The organism is Nocardioides marmotae (assembly GCF_013177455.1).
In the GTDB taxonomy this organism is placed as follows: Bacteria; Actinomycetota; Actinomycetes; order Propionibacteriales; family Nocardioidaceae; genus Nocardioides; species Nocardioides marmotae.
In genome coordinates this window covers 685509-711780 of record NZ_CP053660.1, presented here as the reverse complement: position 1 = coordinate 711780, position 26272 = coordinate 685509, and the positions used below count along the sequence as shown (strand labels likewise).

Genomic DNA, 26272 nt, shown 5'->3' with positions numbered 1-26272 from the left:
GCCCCGCACGGGTGGGGGTCAGCCGATGCTCAGTCGCACTTGCCGTGGGTCGCGACGGCGGCCTCGCGGAGCTTCTCGTCGGTGAGCTCGTCGAACGGGATGGGCTCCTCGGCGGTGAGCACGTCGCCGTACTCGGTGAAGGTCTCCTGGAACCGCGAGAACGACTCCTCGTTGAGCGGGAGGCCGGCCTCGTAGGCGTAGAGCGGCGTCGTCGCGATCGTGTTCTCGTCGTACTCGTTGGCGAGCAGCGCCTCGACGACGTCGGGGTTCTCCCGGTAGTCGCCCTCGCGCATGACGTCGGCGGCCTTGAGGAACGCCCGGAGGAGGGCCTCGCCGGCCACTCGGTTGTCCTCGAGCAGGTTCGGGCCGAGGATCAGGCCGCCGGTCGTCTCCTCTGCGAGCTTCTCCTGGTCGCCGAACGGCTCGGCGAGCCCGTTCTCCTGGAGCATCGTGTTGAACGGGGACGGCACGAAGGCCGCGTCGATCGCCTTGCTCTTGAAGGCGACCTCGGTGTCGGCGAAGCCGACGTTGCTGACCTTGATGTCCTTGAGGGTGAGGTCGCCGTCCTCGAGGATCTTGGAGATGAAGTAGCCGCCGGCGTTGGCGATGTCGCCCTCACCACCGTTGAAGCCGATGGTGCGTCCCTCGAGGTCGGAGACGTCCTTGACCGTGCCGTCGTCGAGCAGGTCCTTGCGGACCAGGAAGGCAGCGCCCTTCTCGGCCTCGGCCGGGTAGTCGCCGCGAGCCTGCACCATGCGGATGTTGAGGCCGCGGTCGACGGCGTTGAGGAAGCCGGCGGACATGCCACCGAACGCGCCGTCGATCTCGCCCTGCGAGATCAGCGGCAGGGTGTCCGACGGGTTCGTGAGCTGGGTGAACTCGACGTCGAGGTTCTCCTCCTCGAAGAAGCCGAACTCCTTGGCGATGTACATGTGGGCGTACGCGAGGCTGGTCGAGACGCCCAGGGTGAGCGGCGTCTTCTCGGCGGGACGCACGCACTCGCCGACCTTCTCGGTGGCGGCCGACGACGCGGACTCGGTGGAGGAGCAGCCCGCGAGGAGCATGCCGGCCGCGACCGACGCGGACAGCAGGACACCGACGCGGCTCCTGGACAGGTTCAGGGAGAGGTTCATGGGCAGGGCCTTTCGATGGGATGGAGCACGAGGTGAGGGACCGGCGCTGCGCGCACGGGAGAGTCAGCTGACGACGCGGTCGCCTTCTCGCTGCCACGGCATGACGAGGCGCTGCAGGAGGTCGACGAGCATGTTGCCGACCACGCCGAGCAGGCAGGACGTGATGATCCCGACCCACATCTGGGCGGGGAGGAAGAGGTTCCAGGAGGTCCAGATGATGCGGCCGACGCCCTCGTTGGCGGCGATGAACTCCACCCCGATGGTCGACAGGACGCCGATGCCGATACCGATCCGAAGCGCCGTGATGATCCGCTCGAGGGACGCGGGCAGGATGACCTCGGTGAAGAACGCCCACTTGGAGCAGCCCAGCGACTTCGCGGCCTCGATGTAGGCGGTGGGGACCGCGGCAACGGCATCGATCACGGCCAGCGCGACGAGCACGCCCATGCCCTTGGCCACGATGAGGTACTTCGCGGTCTCACCCAGGCCGAAGATCATCATGAAGAGCGGGAACAGACCCAGCGTGGGGGCGGTCTGCAGCGCGCGGATCATGGGGCGTACCGCGGAGCGCATCAGGATCGACCAGCCGAGGGCGAGGCCCACCACGATGCCGACCACGGCTCCGCTGACGTAGCCGATGCCGATGCGCTGGACCGTGACGGCCAGGTTCTCAAAGAGCACACCGTTCGTCGCGAGCGTCCAGAACGCTTCGCCGACCTCGGTCGGCGAGGTGAACGTGCGCTTGTCGACCAGGCCCGTGTCGGAGGAGATCTGCCATGACAGCAGGACCAGGACGGGGGCGACCCAGGCGAGTGCGCGACCCAGCCGCTTCTTGCGCTGGAAGACCGAGTAGGGGTCATTGCGTCGCGCACCGGCCTTGATGATGACCGTCGCGGTGGCCCTCTTCTCGAGGGTCGGGGTGATGGCAGTCATGTTTGCTTCCTGTTCGCTGCAGATCGGGTCAGGTGGGGCCGGTCACAGACCGAGGTGGGTGCGACCGTGGCCGACGGCGAGGTCGTCGATGAGCGCGGTCGGGTGGCCGCGGAACATGCCCATGTCGCGGTAGTAGCGCTGCAGCGGCTCGCCCTGGCGCGCGGCGCTGGAGCCGGCGTTGGGGAAGATCAGGTCCATGGCCTGGATCGCCAGCTGGCCCGCCTGGTGCACCCGGCCGCGCAGCCGGGTGTCCTCGACGTAGGTGAAGGGCGCTCCGCCGTCGAGCGCCGCGGTGGCCAGCTCGGTGTGCAGCCGGCCGACGTCGGCCATGATGCTCTGGGCGGCGTCGGTGAGGATGAGGGCGCGGCCGAGCACGCGCTGCGCCGTCTCGGTCTCCATCTTCAGCACCCGCGGCTCCTTGAGCGTCGTGCGGGTGCGGATGATCGACTCGTACTCGTCGAGCGCTGCCTGCGCGGTGCCGATGGCCACCGAGATGACCTCGCCGGCGTAGAAGGCGGTGAGCCGGCCGATGTAGAGCGGGTTGTCGTGCAGCTCGGTGCCCGGCGTGGGACCGACGTGGTCGTGCCAGTTGTAGGGCACGGCCATGTGGTCGGGCACGAAGACGTTGTCGAGCACGACGGAGTTGGAGCCGGACCCCTGCATGCCGAGGGTGCGTCCGTTGCCCCAGTCGTCGAGCACGGTGTAGGACTCGCGCGGCACCACGACCACCAGCTGCGAGGGCGGACCGTCGGGGTTCTGGAGCAGGGTGGTGCCCATGAAGTGGGTGGAGAACGGCACCCCGGAGCAGTAGTTGAAGGTGCAGTCCACGACGTAGCCGCCGTCGACCCGCACCGCCTTGCCGAAGCCGCCCTGGTTGCGGTGCGGCGCGATGAAGGTGCGGCCCTCGCCGAAGGCCTCGCGCTGGGCCTCCGCGCTCCAGTACGACGCCATCGGCAGCGCGTGGCCAGCCCCGAGCGCCAGGCACCAGGCCGCGCTCGGGTTGCCGCGGGCGACCTCGGTGACGACCCGGAAGAAGGTCCCGATCCCCAGCTCGAGGCCGCCGAACGCGGCCGGCGTGAGGATGCGGTAGAAACCGGCGTCCGCGAAGGCCTCGTGGATGCGCTCGGAGTAGTGCCCGGCCCGCTCGGTGTCCTCCTGCTCCTTCACGAGCAGCTCCCGCAGCTCCTGCGCTCGCAGCACCAGCTCGTCCTCGGCGAGCCGGGATCCGCGGGCGGTGCCGGCAGTGGTCTCGTCGTCCAGTGACAGGGTCATGCTTCTCCCTCGTGCCGTTCGCATGACGCACAGCCGTGCGTCTATCGGGAACATTGAAGCGTGGCCTGGATCACTGTCAATCACATGCTGAGATATGACTCACATCGTGGACAACCGTGCGCAGAGCGGCCTTTTGGCCGCGCGTTCTGGCCGACATGCGCGCACCCGAGCGCACGCGAGCGCGCCCGGACGGGGCGACACCCGGCGCCGACGAGACCTCCTCGGGTCCGCCAGGGCCGGGTGCGCAGACGCGGGCCGAGGAACGGCCCACGACCCTCGGGGTGCTCAGCCCCGGCTCACCTCGCGGAACGGGACGCCCCGGTCCGGTGCGTGCTCCCGGGGCATGCCCAAGAAGCGCTCGGCGATCATGTTGCGCGACATCTCCGCGCTGCCACCGCCCAGGCTGGAGGCCTGTCGCATGAGGTAGTTCACCGCGGCGGTCCGCAACGGGTCACCCGGGGACGCGGCTGCGGCGGCGCCCGCACCGGCGAGCTGCAGGCAGACATCGTCGTTGAAGGCGTCCACCTCCGCGTGCGCCAGCATCATCATCGAGGCTGCGGTGGCCGGCAGCCGGCCACTCGCGATGCCGTCCTTGACGCGCTGGTTGAGCAGCCGCTGGGCGATCTCGCGCGCGTGCCACCGCCCGAGCAGCTCGTGCGCCACCGGGTCCTCGGTGCGCGAGGTGGCGCGGGTGAGCAGCACCGGGTCGGTCTTGGGGCGGGTGATCCGGTTGCGCCCCGACCCGCTGACGTACGGCGATCCGCCGCCGACGGTGCTGCGCTCGTGGAAGAGCTGTCGCATCGCGACCGCCCAGCCGCCGTTGACCTCGCCGAGCACGGCGTCCGCGCCCACCCGCACGTCGTCGAGGAACTCCTCGCAGTGCTCGTCGCCGCCGTTGACCATCCGGATCCGGCGCATGGTGATGCCCGGGGTGTCGGTCGGCACCAGGAACATCGTGAGTCCCTCGTGCTTGGGCACGTCCCAGTCGGTGCGGGCCAGGCAGAGCGCCCAGTCGGCGGAGTAGGCGCAGGTGCTCCAGGTCTTGGCCCCGTTGATCACCCAGCCGTCGTCCACCCGATCAGCGCGGGTCACCAGCCCGGCGAGGTCGGACCCGCCCTTGGGCTCGGAGAGGTACTGCACCCAGTAGGCCTCGCCGCGCAGGATCGCGGAGATGTGCGTGCGCTTCTGCTCCTCCGAGCCGTGCTCGAGGATCGTCGGGGCGCAGACGCCCAGCGTGGGGGCGTTGAAGAGCAGCGGCATCTCGTAGCCGGCACTCTCCTCGGTGAAGACCTTCTGGTGGGCGAGGGTCAGCCCCTGGCCGCCGTACTCGACCGGGAAGCAGATCCCGGCGAAGCCGCCGTCGTAGAGCCGGCGCTGCAGCTCCCGCGCCCGCGCCCACTCGGCGTCCTCGTCGGCAGGGACGGGCGCGTCCTCGAGGCGGGGCAGGTTCTCGGCGAGCCAGGCCCTCGCCCGGGCACGGAAGTCGTCGAGCTCGTCGGTAGGCATGTTCAGCCCTCCTTCAGGACGGCGCCCGCCAGGCGGCGCTGGTGGTCGGCAGGGGCGCCGTGGACGGCCGCGTTGGCGATCACCCGGCGCAGGTGGACGTGCAGGTCGTGCTCCCAGGTGACCCCGATGCCGCCGTGCAGCTGGACGAACTCGGAGAAGGCGCCGGGCGCGTGCTCGCCCACGTAGGCCTGGGCCACGTGCACGAGCTCGGCGGCCTCCTCGGAGCCCGCGTCGAGCGCCTCGAGGGCCGCCACCGTGACGGCGTACGCGGACTCCAGGTGCATCCGGATGTCGGCGAGGCGGTGCTTGAGGGCTTGGTAGGAGGCGAGGGGCCGGCCGAAGGTGTGGCGGTGGGTGACCCACTCCATCGTCATCTCGAAACCGACGGAGAGCGCACCGCAGGAGTCGGCGGCGAGCAGCGCGGACGCGGTCAGCCACTGGCGCTCCGCCTGCGCCACCGCGGCGGCCCCCTCGCCCACGAGCGCGCGAGCGTCGAGGCGGACCCCGTCGAGCACGAGCCGGGCGTGGCGGCGGGCGAGGTCCAGGCCGACCAACGGCTCGAGGGTGACCCCGGCGGCATCGGTCGGCACCAGGAGCTGGACGGCGACGCCGCCCGCCGTGGCACTGAGCAGCAGCAGGTCCGGGTCGCCGGTCACCTCCACCTGCGCGGCGGCGCCGTCCACCACCAGGTGGTCGCCGTCGCGGGCCACCTGGAGGCGTGGGGCGAACGGCTCCCACCGCGCTCCCCCGTCGCCGGCGGCCCACATGACGACGGTCGTCCCCGCCACCACGTCGTCGAGGAGGGAGCCCGGCTCCCACCCGTCGGCCGCGGCCGCCACCAGCCCGGCGAGCGCGGCGTTGACACCGACGAGCGGACCGGACGCCGACGTGCGGCCCTGCTCGTGCGCCACCAGGCCGAGCTCGCGGAACGGGGTGCCGGTGACACTGCCACCCCCCAGGTCCTCCGGCACCAGCGGCGCGGCCCAGCCGAGGTCGGCGCCGGTGCGCCACCAGTCGCGGTCGACGACCTGCGGGTCGCGCTCGCGGTCACGCAGCACCTGGGGGCCTGCCGTGGTCGCCAGGTGCCGCCTCGTGCCGGCGATGACGTCCTGCTCGTCGAGGGTCAACTCGAGGTACAGCTGGGTGTGCAGCTCGGGGGGCATCCTGCGGCTCCTCGCCGATGAGGCAATGTCGTTCGGCTATCGCACAATCGTGCGCTAGGTGACTATATTGAGCGGCGGAGCCTCCGACTGTCAACGCGCGCGACCCTCACCGGTCATGGGTCCCAGCGCCCGCGACGGTCTACGCTCCGTCCGACGACGAGCAGGGAGACGTGTGCACGTGGACAAGGAGTTCATCCAGTCGCTCGAGAAGGGCCTCACCGTCCTGAGGGCGTTCAGCCGGGACACCCCGTCCTTCACCCTGGCCGAGATGGCCAAGGCGACCGGGCTCTCGCGTGCCGCCGCGCGACGGGTGGTGCTGACGCTCCAGTCGCTGGGCTACGTGGGGACCGACGGCCGGCAGTTCTTCCTGCTGCCCAAGGTGCTCGAGCTCGGCTACGCCTACCTCAGCGCGTCAGGGCTGAGCACCGTGGCCCAGCCCCATCTCGACGCGCTCAACGTCACCCTGGGCGAGGCGTGCTCGGTGGGCGTGCTCAGCGACCACGACGTCATCTACGTCGCGCGCGCCCAGGGCCAGCGGCGGATGACCACCGCGATGAGCATCGGCACCCGGCTCGAGGCCACGTGCACCGCTGTCGGTCGGGTGCTGCTCGCCCATCTGCCCGACGAGGAGCTGGACGCCTTCCTGGCCGACGCCCCGTTCACTCCCTTCACCCCCCACACCGTCACCTCCCCCGACGAGCTGCGCGGGCTGCTGGCCGTCGTGCGGGAGCAGGGCTGGGCGGTCGTCGACCAGGAGCTCGAGATCGGCTTCTGCACGGCAGCCGCCCCCATCCGCGACGCCGAGGACCAGGTCGTCGGCGCGCTCAACGTGGGCATGCACACCGCCCGGGTGCCCCCCGAGGAGGTGGTCGACCGGGTGCTGCCGCGGCTGCTGGACACCGCGGGCGCCATCGGCCTCAAGTACCGCGAGCGCCGCCCGGCCTGAGGTCACGACGTGGTCAGGGCACCACGATCGCGCCGAGCGTCTCGCAGGCCTCCTGGGCGTCCAGCGCCTCGTTGATCTCGTCCAGCGAGAAGCGCTTGCCCACGAGCGAGGCGACCTCGAGCTGCCCCAGCTCGATGCGCCGGGCGTAGTCGGGGATGTCGCGGATGATGCTGGCCGAGCCGAACTGGCAGCCGGAGAGCCGCTTGTTGCGCAGGGTCACCTGGTTGAACGGCAGCACCAGCTGGTCGTCCCAGTGACCGAACCCGATGCCGACCACGTCGCCGGCGCGGCGCGTCAGCATGAAGGCCTCCTGCAGCGCGGCCGGCGTGCCGACCGCCTCGAAGGCGACGTCGGCACCCCGCCCCGAGGTCAGGTCGGCCAGCAGCTCGCGGGCCTCCTCGGCGTCGGCCACCGCGTGCGTCGCGTGGCCCGCCAGGGCGTGGTCGCGGCGAGCAGCCTGGGGCTCGACCAGGACGACGTTCTCGGCGCCACCCACCCGGGCGGCCTGGGCGACGGAGAGGCCGATGATGCCGGCCCCCATGACCAGCACGTTCTGCCCCGGGCGCACCGGGACCGTGTTGAAGGCGGCACCGAACCCGGTGGTGGCCCCGCAGGAGAGCATCAGCAGCTCGTCGTCGCTGAGCGTGGTGTCCACCGGTACGACGGTGGCCTCGGCCACGCGCATCTCCTCGGCGTAGGAACCCACGCGCGCCGACCCCTGCAGCAGGTCGCCGTTGGCCCGTCGCGCCGCCGCCGGCGGCGGCGCCACGGTCGTGTCGCACTCGTAGGGCTGGTCGTGCAGGCACCACCAGCAGGTCCCGCACTGCGGGCGGGAGACCACCACGACCCGGTCGCCGACCTGGGTGCGGCGCACCCGGTCCCCGACCTCGAGCACCTCGCCGATGCCGGCGTGGCCGCGGATGTGCGGCTTCGCCAGGCCGGGGCTTCCGCCGTTGCGCCGGGCGTGCACGTCGGTGACGCAGGCGAGCGCGGCGATCGTGCGCACCCGGACGTCGGTCGGCCCCAGCGGCAGGAGCTCGACGTCCTCGAGCAGGTAGGTGCCGATGCCCTCGGCGATCGCGGCCTTCATGTACGGACTCCTTCTCGTGGCGGGCCGGCTCAGCGGCCCGGGTAGGGGTGGCGCGCGAGTGTCCGCGCGGAGCTGGCGAGGAGGCCGACGTCGCTGCCCACCGAGACGAGCACGACGCCGCGGTCCAGCCAGTGGGCGGCGTCCTCGGGTCCGGAGGCGAAGATGCCGGGGAACGCGCCGCCCGCCACGACCAGCGGGAGCGCGGCCTCGATCGCCGCCCGGACCTCCGGGTGCCCCGGGTCGCCGAGGTGGCCGAGCGAGGCGGCCAGGTCCCCGGGGCCGAAGAAGACACCGTCCACGCCCTCGACGGCGGCGATCTCGGCGACGTTGTCCAGCCCGGTGCGCGACTCGACCTGCACGACCACGCAGATGTCCTCGTGGGCGGTGGCCAGGTAGTCCGGGACGGCGCCGAAGCCCGATGCGCGGCTGGTCGAGCTGGCCACGCCGCGGGTGCCCACCGGCGGGAACCGGGTGGCGGCGACCAGCTCGGCGGCCTGGGCGGCGTCGTCGACCATCGGCAGCAGCAGGGTGCGGAAGCCGAGGTCGAGCAGCTGCTTGATCCACACCCGGTCGGCGATCGGCGGCCGCACGACCGGCTCGACGCCGTGCGCGCCGACGGCCTGCAGTTGGCCGAGCAGCGAGGTGAGGGTGTTGGGGGCGTGCTCGGCGTCGAAGAGCAGCCAGTCGAACCCGGACCGGGCGCAGACCTCCGCGGCGTACGGCGCCGCGAGCGCCTGCCACAGGCCCACCTGGGGACGGCCCCCGTGCAGGAGTCGGGCGAACTCGTTCACGCGAACCTCACGCCCACCGAGCCCAGCGGGCCGTACTCGGCGTGGAAGTGGTCACCGGGCTCGACCTCCAGCGGCGCGATGAACGAGCCACCCAGGACGATCTCGCCGGCTGCCAGCTTCTCGCCGTAGGGGGCGATCTTGTTGGCCAGCCAGGCCGGCCCGTGGGCCGGGTGGCCGAGCACGGCACCGGCCACGCCGGAGTCCTCGACCACACCGTTCTGGTACACCAGCGCGCTCACCCACCTCAGGTCGACCGCGTCCACCCGCACCGGCGTGCCTCCGAGCACGATCCCGGCGTTGGCGGCGTTGTCGGAGATCGTGTCGAAGACCTTGCGCGTGGCACCCGTGGCGGCGTCGATCCGCTCGATGCGGGCGTCGATGATCTCGATGGCCGGCACCACGTACTCGGTCGCGGCGAGCACGTCGAAGATCGTGCAGCCCGGGCCCGAGAGGTCACGCCCGAGGATGAAGGCGAGCTCGACCTCCACCCGGGGCACGATGAACCGGCCCGGAGGCACGAGCGAACCGTCGGCGTAGACCATGTGGTCGAGCAGCACGCCGTAGTCGGGCTCGTCGATCTTCGACGAGCGCTGCATCGCGCGGCTGGTCAGGCCGATCTTGCGGCCCACCTGGCGGGCGCCCTCGGCGATCTGCAGGTCGACCCAGGCGCGCTGCACGCGGTAGGCGTCGGGGATGGTCATGTCCGGGAACCGCCGGGAGATCTGCTCGATCTGGGTGCGGTCCTGCTCGGCCTGCTGCAGCTCGTGCGCGAGCTGCCGGGCCGCGGCGTCGTCGATGATCACGGCGTCTCTCAGTGGGCGTCGGTGGAGTGGCCGGGGAAGAGCGGCGAGTCGGGGTCGAGGTCGTGGGCGATGTGGTTGACGGCCGTGGCCGCCTCGCCCAGGCCGACCGCGATCAGCCGCACCTTGCCGGGACCGTCGGTGACGTCGCCGGCGGCGTACACGCGCTCGCGACCGGTGCGCATCCGCTCGTCGACGGCGATCTTGTGGCCGAGCAGGTTCATCCCCCACGACTTCATCACCGAGATGTCGGCGACGAAGCCGAGCGCGGCGATCACCTCGTCGCACTCCAGGCGCACCGTGGTGTCGGCGGCCTCGTCGTGGACGGTCACGGCCTCGACCTTCTCGGTGCCGTGCAGCTCCACGACGTTGCACGGCGTCATCAAGGTGGCGGAGCCCATCTTCATCTTCTCCACCGAGGCGGCGTGGGCCCGGAACCTGTCACGACGGTGGACGACGGTGACGGCGGAGGCGATCGGCTCCAGGGCCAGCGCCCAGTCGACGGCGGAGTCGCCCCCGCCCACGATCACCACGCGCTTGTCGCGGTAGTCCTCCAGCTGGCTGGCGAAGTAGCTCAGGCCGGTGCCGGCGAACCCCGCGGCGGCGGGCAGCGGACGCGGGCGGAACCGACCCGCCCCGGCGCAGATCAGCACCGCACGCGCGTGCACCGTCGGCCCCGAGGTGACCACCGCGACGCCGTCCGGCTCGTCGACCAGGTCGAGCACCTCCACGCCCATCTCGTAGGTGGGGTGGTACTCCGCGGCCTGCCGCACCAGGTTGTCCACCAGGTCCTGTCCGCGGATCGCGGGGCAGCCGGCCACGTCGTGGATGAGCTTCTCGGGATACATCGCCGAGATCTGCCCGCCGACCTCGGTCAGGGAGTCGAGCACCACGGTGGAGAGGCCGCGGAAGCCCGCGTAGTAGGCGGAGAAGAGCCCGGCCGGACCGGCGCCGATGATCGCCAGGTCGGTGCGCAGCTCACGCGCGCTCATGCCGTGCCCCCGCCGGGCTGAGCCGCGGCCCGGGCCGCCTGGTGGGCCAGGCCCTGGGCGGTGGAGCTCTCCAGGATGCCGAAGTAGGCCTGGGCCAGGCCGGGCGCCTGGTTCATGTACTGGGTGCCCATGTGCTGGCGCCACATCGAGACGTCACGGAAGTAGCGCTGCATCCGGTCGCCCTTGGCGGCCTGGCTGCTGCCCCCGGTGCGCCAGATCGACTCGACGGCGTCGCAGGCCAGCTTGCCGGCCTCGATGGTCACCGCGCGCAGGCGGGAGTCGGCGAGGTCGTCGAACTCCTCGATCCCGGCGCCCCACCGCGCCACACCGTCCATGTAACCGCGGGCGGCAGCGAGCAGGAGGTGCTTGGAGGAGTCGGCCAGGCTCAGCGCCAGCCCGAAGTCGCGCTGGTGGTTGGTGTCCTGGAAGCGCGGCAGCGAGCGCGGCGGCGGCGTCTTCTTGATCCGCAGCATCGAGCCGTACTCGTCGATCGCGGCCTGCGCGGCGCCGACGACGGTCGAGGCCAGCTCGACCATGAACGGGGTGCGGATCTTGCCGCAGTACATCGCGTTGCCGTGCAGGGCCGCACCGGGAGCGATGTCCGTGCGGTCACCGACCCGCCAGTCCATGTTGACCGCCCAGTGCTCGGGGATGAGCACCTTGTCGACCCGCACCGAGTTGGAGCCGCTGGCGCGCATGCCGAGGATCTGGTCGCCGCCCCAGTTGGGGAGGATCTCGACCTGCTCGGTCGGCACCACCACGACGATCTGCGCGGGCTTGCCGTCGACCACGGTGCGGGCGGTGCCCTTGAAGTGGCTGGAGTACTGGATGCCGGAGTTGTAGTGCCAGGTGCCCTCGACCACCCAGCCGCCGTCCACCTTCTCCGCGGTCCCCTCGGGCACCAGGCGGTGGGGGGCGCGGAAGTAGCCGCGCGGGTTGCCGAAGAGCTCGGCCTGGGCCTGCTCGGGCCAGTACGACGCCAGCGTCAGCGTGTGGCCGAGGCCGAGGCCCAGGCACCACGCGGTGGACGGGTCGCCCCGGCCGATCTCCACCATCACCTCGGCGAAGGTGTCGAGACCGAGCTCGAGGCCGCCGTACTTCTTGGGCGTGAGGATGTGGTAGAAGCCGGCGGCGAGGAACTCCTCGTGGAGCTGCTCGGAGTAGTAACCGCGCTCCTCGGACTCGTCGGCCTGCGAGCGCACCAGCTCGGTGAGGTCGCGGGCCCGCTGGACCAGCACCTCGTGGGTGACCCCGGCGAGGTCCGCAGTCGGCGGGGTGAGGTCGGTGTTGATGCTCATCGGAACCTTTCGTGCTCCACAGGAGGGGTTAGCGGACCAGCAGGGAGGTGACGGCGGCGCCGGGCGCCTCCCCGTCGCCGCTGAAGAGGTGGCACGCCACCTGGGTCCGGCCGATCGTGACGGGGACGGGGGTGGTGGTCCCGCAGCGCTCGTGAGCGTGCGGGCAGTAGCGCGCGTAGGGGCAGCCGACCGTGGCGAGCTGCGGGAACTCCTCGTTGATCTGCAGGGGCGCGAGGTCCTTGAGGCGGCGCAGCTGCGGGTCGGGGAGCGGCACGGCCTCCAGCAGCCGCCGGGTGTAGGGGTGGCGGGCCTCCTCGAACACCTCGTGCCCGTCGACCACCTCCACGACGCTGCCGCGGTACATCACCACCACGCGGTCGGCGATGACCCGGACCAGGGAGAGGTCGTGGGTGATGAAGACGTAGGAGATGCCCAGCTCGGCCTGCAGGTCGCGGAGCAGGTTGATGACCTGGGCACGGATCGACATGTCGAGGGCGGCCACCGGCTCGTCGCAGACGATCAGCTTGGGCTCGGTGGTGAGCGCCCGGGCGATCGCGATGCGCTGCAGCTGCCCCCCGGAGAACTCATAGGGGAAGCGGTCGCCGTACTGCCGCGGCAGCCCGACCCGCTCCAGCAGGTCGAGGGCCCGCTTCTTGCGCCCGGCGGCGGTCGAGATGCCGTGCACCCGCATCGGCTCGGTCAGCGAGGAGAGGATCGAGACGCGCGGGTCCAGGGAGTTGAACGGGTCCTGGAAGATCATCTGCGCATCCGACCGCCAGCGACGCAGCTGCTTGTTCGGCATGGCGGCGATGTCCTCGCCGTCGAACTCGATGGTGCCGTGGTCGGGGTCCTCCAGGCGCAGCAGCATCCGACCGAGGGTCGACTTCCCGGCACCGGACTCACCGACCACGACCAGCGTCTCGCCCTTGCCGACGGTCAGGGAGACGTCCCGGACCGCCTGGTGGCCCTCCTTGACCCGACCGAGCAGCGAGCGGGACTGGGCGAACGACTTCGAGACGTCGCCCACCACCATCAGCGGATCCGGCAGCTCGGTGGGGTGGGCGGGAGCGTCGGCCGTCCCGGCGCCCGCGGCGGGAGCGGGGACGACACCGGTCAGCACCAGGTCGGCGACCCGGGCGCACCGCGTGTGGTGCTGGGGCTCGGCCTCCAGCAGCGGCACCGGCGCGGAGCAGATCTCGGGCACGGCGTGCGGGCAGCGGGCCTGGAACCGGCAGCCGGCGGGCCACGACCCGGGAGGCGGCACCCGGCCGGGGATCGCGACCAGCTCCTGGGAGCGGTGTGAGAGGTTGGGGATCGCGCCGATCAGCCCGGCCGTGTAGGGGTGCCTCGGCCGCGCGAAGATGTCGGTGGTCCGGCCCTGCTCGACGATCTGGCCGGAGTACATCACCGCGACCCGGTCGCAGGTCTCCGCCACGATGCCGAGGTCGTGGGTGATGAGCACGACGCCGATGCCGATGCGCTCGCGCAGCTCCATCAACAGGCGCAGGATCTGCGCCTGCACGGTGACGTCGAGCGCCGTGGTCGGCTCGTCGGCGATCAGCAGCTTGGGATCGCACGAGAGCGCCATCGCGATCATCACCCGCTGGCACATGCCCCCGCTGAGCTGGTGCGGGTAGCTGCGGGCGCGCTTCTCGGGGTGCGGGATCTCGACGAGCTCCAGCATCTCCACCGCTCGCGCCCACGCCTCGGCGCGGGTGATCCCGGGACGGTGCCGCCGGACCTGCTCGGCGATCTGGTCGCCGACGGTGAAGCCCGGGTTGAGCGACCGCATGGCCTCCTGGAAGATCATCGCCACGGAGTTGCCGCGCAGGTCGCTGAGCTCGTCGGCCGAGGCCTTGAGCACGTCGCGGCCCTCCACCAGCACCTCACCGGAGACGATGCGGGCGTTGGAGGCCAGCAGGCCCATGGTGGCCAGGGCGGTCACGGTCTTCCCCGAGCCCGACTCACCGACCATGCCCACGAAGTCGTCCTGCTGCACGCGCAGGTCGACGCCGTCCAACACCCGGGTCCACGTGTTGCCACGGCGGAACTCCACGGTGAGGTCGCGGACCTCGAGCACGGGCACGCCGGCTCCGGGGGTGCGCTCGCTCACTCTTTTCCTCCTTGGTTGCGTCCCAGCGCGTCGCGCAGGCCGTCACCGATCAGCGAGAAGCACAGGATCGTGACGGTGATGGCCAGGGCCGGGGGGACGATGAGCCACTGGTTGGAGTAGATGGCCTCGAAGGCCTCCTTCACCATCGAGCCCCAGCTCGCCTCGGGGATCTGCACCCCGAGGCCGAGGAACGACAGCGAGGCCTCGCCCACGATGGCCAGGCCGATCATGAAGGAGATCTGCACCAGCAGGGCGGCCATGGTGTTGGGCAGGATGTGGCTGGCCATGATCCGCGTCCGCGAGCAGCCGATCGCCCTGCTGGCCAGGACGAAGGTCTCGGAGCGGAGGTCGGAGCTGACCGCGCGGCAGAGCCGGTAGAAGATCGGCGAGGAGACCAACCCGAAGGCGATCATCGCCTGGCTGAGGCCGGGGCCGAGGACGCCGACGATCGCGAAGACGAGCACCATGTTCGGGACGGCCATCATCGCGTCGACCAGACGGCTGAGCAGCGCGTCGAGCCGGCCACCGACGTACCCGGCGAGCAGCCCCAGCGGTACGCCGATGCCGGCGGCGAAGAGCACCGCGAGCAGGCCGGCGGTCAGCGAGACCCGGCCCGCGTGCATCAGCCGCGAGAGCACGTCCCGCCCGAAGGCGTCGGTGCCCAGCCAGTGGTCGCCGCTGGGGCCGAGGTTGCGGGCGCCGAGCGACTGCGCGTCGGGGTCGTACGGGCTGATCCACGGGGCCAGCAGCGCGCTCAGCACGATCACCGCGAGGACCGCCAGGGCCAGCACGGCGCCCTTGTTGGTCAGGAACCGGCGCAGCAGGCGGTGGGCGCCGCCGCGCGGCGAGGCCTCGGCCAGCTCCTCGACGGCAGCCGGAGTCGTCACGCTCATGTCACTTCCTCAGCTTCGGGTTGAAGTAGCCGTAGGAGAGGTCGACCAGGAGGTTGATGAGCACCGTGATGGTCGCGGCGACGATGACGATCCCCATGATCATCGACAGGTCGCGGTCCAGGACGGAGCGGATCGTCAGGCTCCCGAGACCGGGGATGGCGAAGATCTGCTCGATGATCACCGAGCCGCCCAGCACCCGCGCCACCTGCATGCCGAGCGCGGTCACCACCGGGATCGCGGCGTTCTTCAGCGCGTGCTTGCGCACGACCACGCCCTCGGCGAGCCCCTTGGCCCGGGCCGTGCGGATGTAGTCCTTCTCCAGCGTGTCGGTCATCGTCGCCCGCGTCATCCGGGCGAGCTCGGCGGCCGGGTGCAGCGCCACGGCGGTGGCGGGCAGCACCAGGCGCGAGGCCCACTCGCCCAGCCCGTCGCCCATCGGCGAGTAGCCCGTGGCCGGCAGCAGGCCCCACTCCAAGGAGACCACCACGATGAGCAGCAGGCCGATCAGGAAGGTGGGGGCGGCGAGCGCGAAGGCGCTGACCACCGAGATGGCCCGGTCGATCCAGGAGTTCGGGTGACGGGCGGCCAGGGCTCCCGCGGGAACACCGAGCACCACCGAGATCACGAAGACGAAGGCCACCAGCGAGATGGTCACCGGGAGCCGTTCCAGGATCGCGGACATCACCGGCTGGCTGTTCATCAGCGACTCGCCCAGGTCCCCCTGCAGCGCGTTCGTCAAGAAGTCGAAGTACCGCACGAGGAACGGGTCGTCCAGCCCGAGAGCGAGACGGATCGCCTCGATCTGCGCCTCCGTCGCGCCCTCGCCGGCGATGGACACCGCGGTGTCACCGGGGGTGAGCTCGAGCAGCGAGAACGTCACGAAGCTGACGATGAGCAGCGTGGGCGCGATGGCCGCGAGGCGGCCTCCGATGTAGGTGATGATGACGGTTCTCCTTCCGGGAAGCGGACGTGCCAGCTCCACGGCGGCGGGATGAGGAACAGCTACGGGGAGTGTTCACCTAGCGCACGACTGTTCGCTGCTCGAATATAGTCGCACGATCCGGGGCAGCCGAGCAAGCGAAATCTCGGCAGCCGGAATGCTGGCTCGGCGGCTACCAGTCCACGGCGATGTACTTCGTCTCCAGGTACTCCTGGACGCCCTCCGAGCCGCCCTCGCGGCCGAGCCCGCTCTGCTTGGTGCCGCCGAACGGGGCTGCTGCGTCCGAGACGAGGCCGCGGTTGATGCCGACCATGCCCACCTCCAGCGCGTCCGCGACCCGCAGGGCGCGCGCCAGGTCGCGGCTGAAGACGTACGAGGCCAGCCCCATCTCCGAGTCGTTGGCCAGGTCCACGGCCTGCGCCTCCGTGCTGAAGCGCACCACCGCCGCGACCGGTCCGAAGATCTCGGTGGTGACCAGCGGGTCGTCCGGCGCCACGTGGTCCAGCACGGTCGGCGGGTAGTGGTAGCCGGCCCCCTCGGGCAGCTCACCGCCCAGCGCGAGCCGAGCGCCCCGACCGATCGCACCGCGCACCAGCCGGTGGACCCCGTCGCGGGCCCGGGCGGAGACCAGCGGGCCCACCTCGGTCTCCTCGGCGGAGGCGGACCCGGGCCGCAGCGCCGCCATCACGCGCACGAGACGCGCCGTGAACTCATCGGCGATGTCCTCGTGCACCAGGAAGCGGTTCGCAGCCGTGCACGCCTGGCCGCACCCGCGCATCTTGGCCGCCAGGGCCCCCTGCACCGCGTCGTCGAGGTCGGCGTCGTCGAACACGATGAACGGCGCGTTGCCGCCCAGCTCCATCGACGTCGCCAGCACGCGTTCGGCGGAGGCACGGAGCAGCCGGCGACCCACCTCGGTGGAGCCGGTGAAGCTGATCTTGCGCACGGCCGGGTGCTCGAGCAGACGGGCCACCACACGAGGGGCGTCGGCGGTGGGCAGCACGTTGACCACGCCGGCCGGGAGCCCGGCCTCCTCGAGCAGCGCAGCCAGTGCCAGCGACGTCAGCGGCGCCTCCTCCGGCGGCTTGACGACACAGGTGCAGCCGGCAGCCACGGCCGGGGCGACCTTGCGGGCGATCATCGCCGCCGGGAAGTTCCACGGCGTCACCACCGCGACCACCCCGATCGGCTCCTGTCGGGTCAGGATCCAGTAGTCCCCCGACGGCGATCGGCGCGAGACGCCGTCCAGCCGGAGGGCCTCGCCGGCGTACCAGCGGAAGAAGTCCGCGGAGTAGCGGATCTCGCCCCGTGCGTCGCGGAGCGACTTCCCGCTCTCGGCGCTGATCAGGGCGGCGAGCTCCTCGGTGCGCTCCAGCAGCAGCGCGGCCGCCCGCTCCAGCACCTGGGCCCGGGCGCCGGGCGCGGACCGCGACCAGGTGCGCAGGGCCGACGCGGCGGCGGCGACGGCGGGGTCCACGTCGTCGGGGGAAGCGTCGGCGACCCGTGCCAGCGCCTGCCCCGTCGAGGGGTCGAGCACCTCGAAGGTGCCGCCGCCGACGGCGGCTCGGGCCTCGCCCAGCACGTGCAGCCCGGTGGCCGGGAGCCGGACGCCGGCGGCCTCCACGGTGGAGGTCATGACGCGACCACGCCCATCCCGGTGATCCACTCGGTCACCGGCTCGTAGGCCACGGTCCGCAGGGGTCGACCGCCGGCCGCCCAGGCGGCCAGCCAGGAGCGAACCTCGTTGGCGCCGCACCCGGCCTCCTCGACCATCGTCGGCTCCATGTCGGCGATCCACCCGCGCTCGGTCGTGGCGATGTTGGCGAGGAACCGGCGGTCCCAGTCCTCGTTGAGCCAGGCCAGCGCCACCTCCGACCCCTCCATGTTGACGCGGCGGCGCTCCTCCTCGTCCATCCCCCGCACCCCCTGGGCCAGCGCCTGCGGGGCGTGCGAGAGGCCCCCGGTGGCCAGGTAGAGGATGCGACGCGGGTCCTCGGCGAAGTGCTGGCCGACCAGCTCACCGATGCGCACCGCGCGGGTGCAGCTGATCATCGGCTCCTCCGCGCAGTTGATGTGCACCGGCACGACCGGACGGGCCCCCAGCGAGCCGAGCAGGTCGGCGAAGGTCTGCCCGAACCCGTGGTCGAGGACGGTCTCGTGGGTCAGCGCCACGTCGACGTCGTGCGCCAGCAGGTCGGCGGCGAGCGCCACCACCTGGTCGGCGGGCACGTCGTACTCCCCCGTCGGGGACCCCGCGTCCCCCAGGCCCGAGGCCTTCGCGATGACCGACACGGCCGGCACGATCGGCTGGTAGGCCCGCACGTGGTCGACACCGAACATGACCACCAGCTCGGGGTCGAAGTCGGCGACCAGCCCGCGCACCTCGGCGAGGCCCTGGCGGAAGACCTGCCCCTGGACCGCCTCGGGGTCGCGAGCCATGCCGGGCGCATGGGAGGCGCACACCGTGAGGCGGTTCGTCGTCGTGCCGTTCACGTCATTCTCCTGGGTCGTGCTCGATCAGCGGGAGGTCGATCAGATGAAGGTGGTCACGGCCGAGAGCTGCATGACCGTCTGGTCCATGTAGATCTCGCGACGCACCAGGCGCAGCCCGTCCGGGGTCCGGCGCAGCACGTCGCGGCGCTCCCCGGTCAGCGTCTCGCTCACCGGGTCGTCGAGGCGGGAGCGCACCAGCATCACGTTGGAGGTGGACCGGATCAGGCCACCGACCTCGCTGGCGGTGATGTTGCTGACGAAGTGGCGGTTGCGCGACGCCGGGTCCTCTGCCCAGGCGAACCGCGTGTGCAGCCGCGCCACGCGCATCTTGAGCCCGTAGAGGTCGTCGTCGTAGATGAAGGAGGTCGTGGAGAACTCCTCCGACAGACGGCTGTAGCGGGTGCTGCGCACGGGCATCACGTAGCGGATGTCGTCGGCCATCAGGGTGACCCAGCTGTCCAGGTCGCCGGCGTCGATGAGGTTCGACTCGGTCACGAGGAACGCGGTCACCTCGTGCTCGAGCAGGACCTGCTCCAGGGTGGTGGCCGGGATCTGGACGCCGCTCACGTACTCGGTGCTCACGTTCTCGGTGCTCACGTTCTCGGTGCTCACGGACTCGGTGCTCACGGACTCGGTGCTCACTTGGCCTCCTCGCGACCCATCGCGGTGTTCCACAGGTGGTGGAAGCGCCGGTTGCCGGCGTCGGAGTACGACGTGCTGATCGCGGTGCCCGGGCCGGGCCAGTCCCGGATCACGTAGTCGTCCATCTGCTCGGGCGTGCCCATCTCCAGGATCTGGTTGATCCGACGGCCGCCGGCGCCCTTCATCACGCGCATCATCGAGGCGAAGTTCTCCGCGTCGTCGACCTCCTCGGTGCCCGCGGGGCCGAAGGTGAGGGTGTAGGCGCGCATGGACTTCTCCTTGAACTCCGCCGGCGCCTCCTTCTCCACCAGCACCCACGACCAGATCTCGGTGGTCTCGTGGTCGATCGGCACCCACGTGCGGATGAACAGGTAGGGGACGAGGTCGTCCTCCGCCACCTGGGCGCCCGCACCGAGCATCGAGAAGTTGGGCCACAGGTGGGCGCGCGAGGGCCAGTAGTCGTTGCCCTCGCCAAAGATCAGGTCGCGCGGGCCCTCGGGCATGTGCTGCTTGAAGACCTCGACCATCTCGTCGGGGTAGCCGCGGCCCTGGGGGGTCTGCCGCGTCAGGCCGGTCGTGCCGCGGCCGGCGTCGATGTGCACGCCGTTCCGCTTGCCGCTGGCACCGAAGTCCTGCGGCTTGTTGGGGTGCAGACCGATCTCCGCGACGCTCCGGTGGGTGTACTGCACGTGGTAGGTGTCGCCCATCAGGTTCTCCGAGGGGATCTTCCAGTTGCAGGGCACGCGCCAGCGCTGCGGCTCACCGATCACCTCCATGCCGCCGGGGTACCGGTCGAGGTAGATGTCGAGGTACCAGGCGAAGTCGCCCAGGAACTCCTCCAGGCTCTCGCCCTCGGCCGAGATCGACCCGAACAGCAGGCCCTTGTACTCGGCGAAGCGCTCGAGCGGCTTCAGGCCGAGGTTGGGCCGGTCGAGGCCTTCCTCGCCGAAGTACGGCTTCTCCAGCGGCAGCGAGGTCAGCTTGCCGTCGATGTCGTACAGCCAGCCGTGGTAGGGGCAGGTGAAGCGCTTGGTCTCCCCGTCGTCGGCTCGGCAGACCTGCATGCCGCGGTGGCGGCACACGTTGTAGAACGCCCGGACCTGGAGGTCCTTGCCGCGGACGATGATGATGTTGTCGTCGAGCAGCCGCCGGGTCACGAAGCTGCCCTTGCGCGGCACCTCGCTGGTGTGCCCGAGGAAGATCCAGGTCCGGGAGAAGATGTTCTTCTTCTCCTCGGCGAAGACTGCGGGGTCGACATAGATCCCGGGGTCGACCGCACTGACGTACGGGACCCCCGGAGCGACGACGGGCTCGGGTGCCTGGGCAACCATGGTCCTACCTTTCGCTGGGTGGTGCGGAGAGTGAGCGGGCGTCGACGAACGCGCCCTGGACGTGCCCCACGTCGAGGACGGTGCCGCTGACGGTGGGGGCGTCGGCGGAGACGAGGAAGCAGATGGCGGCGGCGACGTCCTCGGCGGTGCCGAGTCGGCCGGCGACGTTGTCGCGGCGCTTGCGCTCCAGCAGCTCCTCGGGCAGTGAGCGGGCCATGTCGGTGGCGGTGAACCCCGGAAGCACCGCGTTGACGCGGATGCCCTCCTCCAGCAGGTCCAGGGCCAAGGACCGGGTGAAGGACAGCACCGCACCCTTGGACGCGGAGTAGGCCAGCGCCCCCTTCTCGGCGTGCGCGGAGGCGGAGGCGACGGTGACGACCGACGCCTCCACACCGCGGCGGAGGAAGGGGAGAGCCGCCTCGACACAGACGAACAGCGGACGCACGTTGACCGCGAAGGTCCGGTCCCACTCCTCGAGGCTGAGCGAACCGGCCGTGCCGGGCACCTTGACGCCCGCGGCGAGCACGAGCACGTCGATCCGGCCGAACCGCTCGCCGACCCCGCGCACGGCGTGGCGGGTGGTCTCGGCGTCGGTCAGGTCGACCCGGAGGGCGTCGTCGTCCTCGCCGGTGCTGAGGGCGTCCAGGACGACGACCCGGAGGCCCTCGTCCCGCAGCCGCGCGGCGGTGGCGCCACCGATCCCCCGGTGGCCGCCGACCACCAGCGCGACCCGCTGCGCCGTCCCGCCGTCGGTCATCGGCTCAGGCGCCGGACGACGTGCGGGCGGCGAGGTAGTCACCGACGACGGTGTTGAACCGGTCGGCGCACTCGACCTGGCTCCAGTGCCCGCAGTTCGCGAACAGGTGCAGCTCGACGTCCGGGATCAGCCCGGCCAGCCGCCAGCTGCGCTCGGGCGGGATCACGCTGTCCTCGCGACCGTGGATGAGCAGCACCGGCATGGGCAGGGCCGAGAGGTCCGCGTCGGTGAGCGGCATGTCGCTCCGGTCGCGCTCGCGGGCCGCGATCACCGAGGCGAAGCGCTCGGGGGCGTTCGGCACGAGCGCGGCGTTGTAGCGGGCGTCGACCAGCTGGTCGGTGACCAGCGTCGGGTCGACGACGAAGTCCTCGAGCACCGCGCGGATCCCCGCAGGGGTGACGTCGGGCTTGGCGTGGCTGCTGAGGGCAGCGGTCTTGCGAGGCGCACCACCGGTGCCCATCGAGACCACCCCCTCCACGCGCTCGGGGTGGTCGATGGCCAGCTGCATCGCGACCCAGCCGCCGAGCGAGTTGCCCACCAGCCAGGCCTTCTCCAGGCCGAGACCGTCGAGCACCCGCAGCACGTGGTCGCCCCACTCGCGGATGCCGTACTGCACGTCGTCGGGCACCTGGGTCTGGCCGAAGCCGATCAGGTCGATCGCGATGGTGCGGACGCCCTTGGCCAGCGTGGGCAGGTTGAGCCACCAGTTGGCCGCGGCGGAGACGCCGGCGCCGGAGCCGTGCAGGAACACGACCGGCACCCCGTCGCCGAGGTCGTGGTAGTGGGTGTTCTCGCCGGGGGCCGTCTCCAGCCACCGTGACTCCAGGCCGAAGTAGTCGGCCTCGAGGGAGGCGGTGTTGGTCATCGGTGGTGCCTTTCGTCTCTCGGGTGTGCCGTCGTCGCGGCTCAGACCGCGCCGTCGGTGAGCAGGGCGAGGATCTCCTCGCTCTGCTGGCCCAGCCGGGGCGCGGCGGAGCGCGGGCCGACCGGGGTGTCGCTGAACACCCACGGCAGGCCGATCGCCGGTTGCTGGCCGCCGCCGTCGGTGGGAAGCACGTGCTTCATGGGCTGGGTGGCCGGCTCGTCGTCGAAGACCTCCGGCAGCGTCCGCACCGGACCGCTGGGCACGCCGGCGGCCTCGAGCTTGGCGAGCACCGCCTCTGCCGGGAGGGCGGCGAACTCCGCGACCACGATCGCGTCGAGGTCGGACTTGTGCGCGACCCGGGCGCTGTTCGAGCCGAAACGCGGGTCCTCGAGCAGGTCCTCGCGGCCCAGCTCGCGGCAGAAGCCGGTGAACTGGTGCTGCGAGCCGCAGCAGACCGCCACCGGGTCGGTCTTGGTCGGATAGACGTCGTAGGGGCCGGCCGAGGAGTTGCCGTTGCCCACCCGCGGGGTCTGGTGGCCCAGCGCGAGGTAGTGCAGGCCGGCGTGGGCGAGCATCGAGACCTGGGCCTCGTAGAGGGAGACCGAGACGTGCTGGCCCCGGCCGGAGCGCGCGCGCTCGAGCAGCGCGGCCAGGATGCCGCTCGTGAGGTAGTGACCGGCGAACAGGTCGACGACCGGCAGGCCGACGCGGACCGGGTCGCCGTCGGGCTCGCCGGTGATCGACATCAGGCCCGCTCCGGCCTGGAGGATGAAGTCGTAGCCCGGACGGTCGTCGCCGAGCGGGTAGCCGCGGACCGACGCCGTGACCAGGCTCGGCTTCTCGGCGCGCAGGTCGTCCAGGCCCAGGCCCCAACGTTCCAGGGTGCCGCCCTTGAAGTTCTCGATGACCACGTCGGCCCACTCCAGCGCGAGCCGGCGCACCACCTGGCGGCCCTCGTCACTGGAGAGGTCCAGGGCGATGCCGGCCTTGTTGCGGTTGTAGGCCCAGAAGTACGGGCTCTCACCCGACTCGTCGAACGGGCCGAAGAAGCGGGTGTCGTCGCCGGCGCCCGCGCGCTCGACCTTGACGACGTCCGCACCGAGCTCGCCGAGGGACATCGCGGCGAAGGGCGCAGCGATCATCCGGGACAGGTCGAGCACGCGGACGCCCGAGAGCGGACCGGCGGGCGAGAGCGGGGCAGTCATGGTGAGGCGCTCCTGGAGATGGTCGAACGGTTGCCCGATATTCGCACGAGCGTGCGCAGAGCGCAACCTTTCTCTAGGCTTGGCCCGTGCCGACCCCGCCCGAGACGCCTCCCCGCCTGACGTCAGCCGACGAGACGGCATCTGTGCCTGGTATGCGCCACGCGTTCCGTGCGCTGCGGCACCGCGACTTCGCGATCTTCTGGAGCGCGTCCATCGCCTCGAGCTCGGGCACGTGGCTGCAGAACCTCGCCGTGCCGTGGGTGCTCTTCCAGCTCACCGGCAGCGCCCTGTGGGTGGGGCTGGCGACCGCAGCGCTCTCCATCCCGATGGTGCTCGCGAGCCCCGCCGGGGGCGCGCTGGCGGACAGCAACGACCCCCGGCGCGTCCTGGTGGTCACGCAGTCACTGATGGCGCTGGTGGCCCTCCTGCAGTGCCTCAACTGGTTGTACGGCATCCGCGAGCCGTGGGCCGTGCTCTGCCTGGTGGTGCTGGTCGGCCTGCTGAACGGGTTGACCCAGCCGAGCTGGCAGTCGCTGGTCAACCGGCTGGTGCCGCGAGAGGACCTCCGCAGCGCGGTGACCCTCAACTCGATGCAGATCAACGTGGCCAAGGCGGTCGGACCCGCCACGGCGGGCGTCGTGCTGGCCGTCGCCGGCGCCTGGGCCGCCTTCCTCGTCAACGCCCTCACGTTCGTCGCGGTGCTGGTGGGCCTGCTCGTGATGCGCGCCGACACCCGCGGCGTACGCCTCGAGCACCGCGTCACCGCGTTGCGCGGCCTGGTCGGCGCGGGTGGCTACGTGCTGCGGCACCCGGCGTTGCGGCTGACCCTGATCTGCTCCACGCTGATCGGGCTCCTGGGTTACCCGGTGCTCACGTTCACGATCGTGATGGCGGAGGAGGCCTGGGACGTCGGCAGCACCGGCATGGGCGCGCTCAACGTCGCCCTGGGCCTCGGCGCCGTCGCCATGGGCCCGGTGCTCGCCGGATGGGAGCGCTTCCTGCCCCGCGGCACCGTGATGCGGTTCGGCCTGCCGGTCTACGGCGGCGCGGTGCTCTGCTTCGGCCTGAGCCCCAGCTTCGGACTCGCCCTGGTGGCGCTCGTGGTGGCCGGAGCCGGCTTCTTCTCCGCGAGCAACAGCAACCAGACGGCCGCCCAGATGATCGTCGCGGAGAACATGCGCGGACGGGTGCTGGCGCTGAAGCTGATGACGTTCATGGTCGCGGCGAGCGTGGGCTCCGCGGTGCAGGGCGCCGTCGCCGACGCCGTGGGCCCGCGCGTCACCATCGCCACGGCCGGCGCGCTCCTCATCGTGGTCGCCGCGGTGCTCCACCTCCTGCCGGCGCGCATCGGCCTGGCTCGGCTGGACGACCCGCAGGACACCACCTGACCCCCGCACGACCACCCCGTCACCGATGGCCCGCGGCGCGCTGTCCCGCGCCGGACGAACACACGCTTGGAGATCCCATGACCGCAGCACTCGAACGCCGCGACGGAGACGTCCTGGCCAGCCTCGACGGCACCACCTTGGTCGTCACGCTCAACCGGCCCCAGGTGCTCAATGCACTGACCCACGCCGTCATGGACGACCTGCGCGACCTGTGGCGCGCGGTGAAGGGCACCCGCCAGGTGCGGTGCGTCGTCGTCACCGGTGCCGGCAAGGGCTTCTGCTCCGGCGCCGACACCTCGGTGCTGGGCGGGGCGCTGGAGATCGAGACCGCGGCGGACGAGCTCTCGTTCCTGCCCGGCCCGGTCGTCGACGTCCCGGTGATCACCGTGGTCAACGGCGTCGCAGCCGGCGGCGGGCTGCACTTCGTCGCGGACGCCGACATCGCTGTCGCCTCGACCACCGCTCGCTTCCTCGACCCGCACGTCAGCGTCGGACGGGTCAGCGGCGTCGGCCCCCTGCTGCTGCACCCCAAGATGCAGTGGGCCACGCTCACCCGCATGGCGCTGCTCGGGAAGCACGAGCCGCTGGACGCCGAGCAGGCGCTCGCCGCCGGGCTGGTCTCCGAGGTCGTGGCCCCCGAGCACCTGCTCGACCGGGGCCTCGAGCTGGCGGCGACCATCGCGAGGAACTCCCCCGAGGCCGTCCGGCTCACCCGGCGCTCGCTGCGCACCTTCGAGCGCAACCTCTACGCCACCAGCTACGACCTGGCCTGGGAGCTCGTCCGTCGCCAGCACGGCCACCCCGACGCCGCCGAGGGACCGCGGGCGTTCCGCGAGAAGCGCGACCCGGTCTGGTCCACGCTCCCCGACCAGGGCGTCTAGAACGGCATCGGGTGCATCGCCAGGTCGCGCTCGATGGCGTCCGCGACGGCGAGCATCTTCGGCACGATCTCGGCCCGAGCCTCCTCGAGGCTCACGCGGGACACGTGCATGCCGACGTTGATGGCTGCCACGATCGAGCCGTCCGACCGGCGCAGCGGCACCGCAGCGGCCCGGAAGCCGATCTCCAGCTCCTCGTCGGCGATCGCGTAACCCCTCAGCCGTGCCCGCCGGACCTCCTCGAGCAGCCGCTCGGGCTCGGTGATCGACATCGAGGTCTGCGCCTCGGCAGGGTGCTCGCGCAGGTGGCGACGTACCTCCTCGTCGTCGAGCCCCGACAACAGCACTCGCCCGATCGCCGTCGACGCGGCGTTGAGCCGAGCACCGACACCCATGACGGCCGACAACAGCCGGCGAGTCTGGGCCCGGGCCACGTAGACGACCTGGCCGTCGTCGAGCACGCCGGCCGAGCACGCCTCGTCGATCTCCTCGTTCAACCTCTCGAGGTGGGCCTGGATGAGCCCGTTGAGCCCTGCCGAGGACACGAACGCGTAGCCGAGATCGAGGACCTTGGGGAGAGGGGCGTACTGACGTCCGCGCACCTCGACGTAGCCGAGCGACTGCAACGTCAGCAGCACTCGACGCACCGCGGCGCGGCTGAGCCCGGTCTCCCGCGCCATCTCGGCCAGGGTGAAGGTCGGGCGCTCCGCCGAGAACGACCGCAGCACGAGCAAGCCCTTGGCGATCGACTGGATGAAGTCGCGGTCGCCCGGCTCGGACGGGTCTGAGAGAGGATCGCTCACAGGAGCCGAACCTAACAGCCGCACAGGTGTGCGGCTCGCG

At 71.5% G+C, this 26272-nt stretch carries 24 protein-coding genes; 3 read left to right on the top strand and 21 right to left on the bottom strand.

Annotated features, from left to right (window positions below; all coding sequences use genetic code 11):
- Window positions 1-29: 29 nt before the first annotated feature.
- From HPC71_RS03375 to HPC71_RS03355, 5 genes are all read right to left on the bottom strand, one after another.
- On the bottom strand, window positions 30-1133 hold the full coding sequence (locus tag HPC71_RS03375; protein WP_154613650.1) for an ABC transporter substrate-binding protein: 1104 nt from the start codon (window positions 1131-1133) through the stop codon (window positions 30-32).
- Window positions 1134-1196: 63 nt separating this feature from the next.
- The gene (locus HPC71_RS03370; RefSeq protein WP_154613649.1) at window positions 1197-2066 is read right to left on the bottom strand and encodes an ABC transporter permease; all 870 of its coding nucleotides are present in this window, start codon (window positions 2064-2066) and stop codon (window positions 1197-1199) included.
- Between the two features lie 42 nt (window positions 2067-2108).
- The gene (locus tag HPC71_RS03365; protein WP_171896093.1) at window positions 2109-3338 is read right to left on the bottom strand and encodes an acyl-CoA dehydrogenase family protein; all 1230 of its coding nucleotides are present in this window, start codon (window positions 3336-3338) and stop codon (window positions 2109-2111) included.
- A gap of 285 nt (window positions 3339-3623) precedes the next feature.
- Entirely contained in the window at window positions 3624-4844 is a 1221-nt protein-coding gene (locus HPC71_RS03360) for an acyl-CoA dehydrogenase family protein (RefSeq protein WP_154613647.1), read from the bottom strand.
- A gap of 2 nt (window positions 4845-4846) precedes the next feature.
- The gene (locus HPC71_RS03355; protein ID WP_154613646.1) at window positions 4847-6007 is read right to left on the bottom strand and encodes an acyl-CoA dehydrogenase family protein; all 1161 of its coding nucleotides are present in this window, start codon (window positions 6005-6007) and stop codon (window positions 4847-4849) included.
- A 178-nt stretch (window positions 6008-6185) separates the two neighbouring features.
- Here HPC71_RS03355 and HPC71_RS03350 point away from each other — a divergent pair, with 178 nt between their 5' ends.
- On the top strand, window positions 6186-6953 hold the full coding sequence (locus tag HPC71_RS03350; protein ID WP_216656529.1) for an IclR family transcriptional regulator domain-containing protein: 768 nt from the start codon (window positions 6186-6188) through the stop codon (window positions 6951-6953).
- A 13-nt stretch (window positions 6954-6966) separates the two neighbouring features.
- Here the strand turns inward: HPC71_RS03350 and HPC71_RS03345 are convergent, their stop codons facing one another.
- The 15 genes from HPC71_RS03345 to HPC71_RS03275 form a co-directional block, all read right to left on the bottom strand.
- A complete protein-coding gene (locus HPC71_RS03345) occupies window positions 6967-8043 on the bottom strand; it encodes a zinc-binding dehydrogenase (RefSeq protein WP_154613644.1) in 1077 nt (358 codons plus the stop codon).
- Window positions 8044-8072: 29 nt separating this feature from the next.
- The gene (locus HPC71_RS03340) at window positions 8073-8834 is read right to left on the bottom strand and encodes an aldolase/citrate lyase family protein (RefSeq protein ID WP_171896091.1); all 762 of its coding nucleotides are present in this window, start codon (window positions 8832-8834) and stop codon (window positions 8073-8075) included.
- Complete coding sequence (gene hpaH / locus HPC71_RS03335; RefSeq protein WP_253943881.1) at window positions 8831-9637, bottom strand: 2-oxo-hept-4-ene-1,7-dioate hydratase; 807 nt, start codon at window positions 9635-9637, stop codon at window positions 8831-8833. The genes HPC71_RS03340 and hpaH overlap by 4 nt, the downstream gene beginning before the upstream one ends.
- An 8-nt stretch (window positions 9638-9645) precedes the next feature.
- A complete protein-coding gene (locus tag HPC71_RS03330; RefSeq protein WP_154613643.1) occupies window positions 9646-10626 on the bottom strand; it encodes an NAD(P)/FAD-dependent oxidoreductase in 981 nt (326 codons plus the stop codon).
- Entirely contained in the window at window positions 10623-11924 is a 1302-nt protein-coding gene (locus HPC71_RS03325; protein WP_154613642.1) for an acyl-CoA dehydrogenase family protein, read from the bottom strand. Before HPC71_RS03325 ends, HPC71_RS03330 begins: the two co-directional genes overlap by 4 nt.
- 28 nt (window positions 11925-11952) lie before the next feature.
- Window positions 11953-14037, bottom strand: a complete 2085-nt coding sequence (locus HPC71_RS03320) for an ABC transporter ATP-binding protein (RefSeq protein WP_154613641.1) — start codon at window positions 14035-14037, stop codon at window positions 11953-11955.
- On the bottom strand, window positions 14034-14930 hold the full coding sequence (locus HPC71_RS03315) for an ABC transporter permease (protein ID WP_154613640.1): 897 nt from the start codon (window positions 14928-14930) through the stop codon (window positions 14034-14036). The genes HPC71_RS03320 and HPC71_RS03315 overlap by 4 nt, the downstream gene beginning before the upstream one ends.
- Before the next feature lies 1 nt (window position 14931).
- Window positions 14932-15912 carry an ABC transporter permease gene (locus tag HPC71_RS03310; RefSeq protein ID WP_216656528.1) on the bottom strand — a complete coding sequence of 327 codons (981 nt, stop codon included), beginning with the start codon at window positions 15910-15912 and terminating at the stop codon, window positions 14932-14934.
- A gap of 130 nt (window positions 15913-16042) precedes the next feature.
- Window positions 16043-17506 carry an NAD-dependent succinate-semialdehyde dehydrogenase gene (locus HPC71_RS03305; protein ID WP_154613639.1) on the bottom strand — a complete coding sequence of 488 codons (1464 nt, stop codon included), beginning with the start codon at window positions 17504-17506 and terminating at the stop codon, window positions 16043-16045.
- On the bottom strand, window positions 17503-18333 hold the full coding sequence (locus HPC71_RS03300; protein ID WP_284438259.1) for a DODA-type extradiol aromatic ring-opening family dioxygenase: 831 nt from the start codon (window positions 18331-18333) through the stop codon (window positions 17503-17505). Before HPC71_RS03300 ends, HPC71_RS03305 begins: the two co-directional genes overlap by 4 nt.
- Before the next feature lie 69 nt (window positions 18334-18402).
- Window positions 18403-19005 (bottom strand): aromatic-ring-hydroxylating dioxygenase subunit beta, encoded by a 603-nt coding sequence (locus HPC71_RS03295; protein WP_171896089.1) that lies wholly within the window; start codon window positions 19003-19005, stop codon window positions 18403-18405.
- Window positions 19002-20336: an aromatic ring-hydroxylating oxygenase subunit alpha gene (locus tag HPC71_RS03290; protein WP_154613636.1), complete on the bottom strand. Its 1335-nt coding sequence runs from the start codon at window positions 20334-20336 to the stop codon at window positions 19002-19004. The genes HPC71_RS03295 and HPC71_RS03290 overlap by 4 nt, the downstream gene beginning before the upstream one ends.
- 4 nt (window positions 20337-20340) lie before the next feature.
- Window positions 20341-21093: an SDR family NAD(P)-dependent oxidoreductase gene (locus HPC71_RS03285; RefSeq protein ID WP_154613635.1), complete on the bottom strand. Its 753-nt coding sequence runs from the start codon at window positions 21091-21093 to the stop codon at window positions 20341-20343.
- A gap of 4 nt (window positions 21094-21097) precedes the next feature.
- Window positions 21098-21958: an alpha/beta fold hydrolase gene (locus HPC71_RS03280; protein ID WP_154613634.1), complete on the bottom strand. Its 861-nt coding sequence runs from the start codon at window positions 21956-21958 to the stop codon at window positions 21098-21100.
- Window positions 21959-21999: 41 nt separating this feature from the next.
- Window positions 22000-23163: a CaiB/BaiF CoA transferase family protein gene (locus tag HPC71_RS03275; RefSeq protein ID WP_171896087.1), complete on the bottom strand. Its 1164-nt coding sequence runs from the start codon at window positions 23161-23163 to the stop codon at window positions 22000-22002.
- Between the two features lie 152 nt (window positions 23164-23315).
- Between HPC71_RS03275 and HPC71_RS03270 the strand changes: the two genes are divergently transcribed.
- Together HPC71_RS03270 and HPC71_RS03265 are read left to right on the top strand one after the other, a co-directional pair.
- On the top strand, window positions 23316-24551 hold the full coding sequence (locus tag HPC71_RS03270; RefSeq protein WP_230083994.1) for an MFS transporter: 1236 nt from the start codon (window positions 23316-23318) through the stop codon (window positions 24549-24551).
- A gap of 77 nt (window positions 24552-24628) precedes the next feature.
- Window positions 24629-25432 (top strand): enoyl-CoA hydratase/isomerase family protein, encoded by an 804-nt coding sequence (locus HPC71_RS03265; RefSeq protein WP_154613631.1) that lies wholly within the window; start codon window positions 24629-24631, stop codon window positions 25430-25432.
- Here HPC71_RS03265 and HPC71_RS03260 read toward each other — a convergent pair.
- The gene (locus HPC71_RS03260; RefSeq protein WP_171896085.1) at window positions 25429-26232 is read right to left on the bottom strand and encodes an IclR family transcriptional regulator domain-containing protein; all 804 of its coding nucleotides are present in this window, start codon (window positions 26230-26232) and stop codon (window positions 25429-25431) included. The genes HPC71_RS03265 and HPC71_RS03260 overlap by 4 nt on opposite strands.
- Window positions 26233-26272 lie beyond the last annotated feature (40 nt).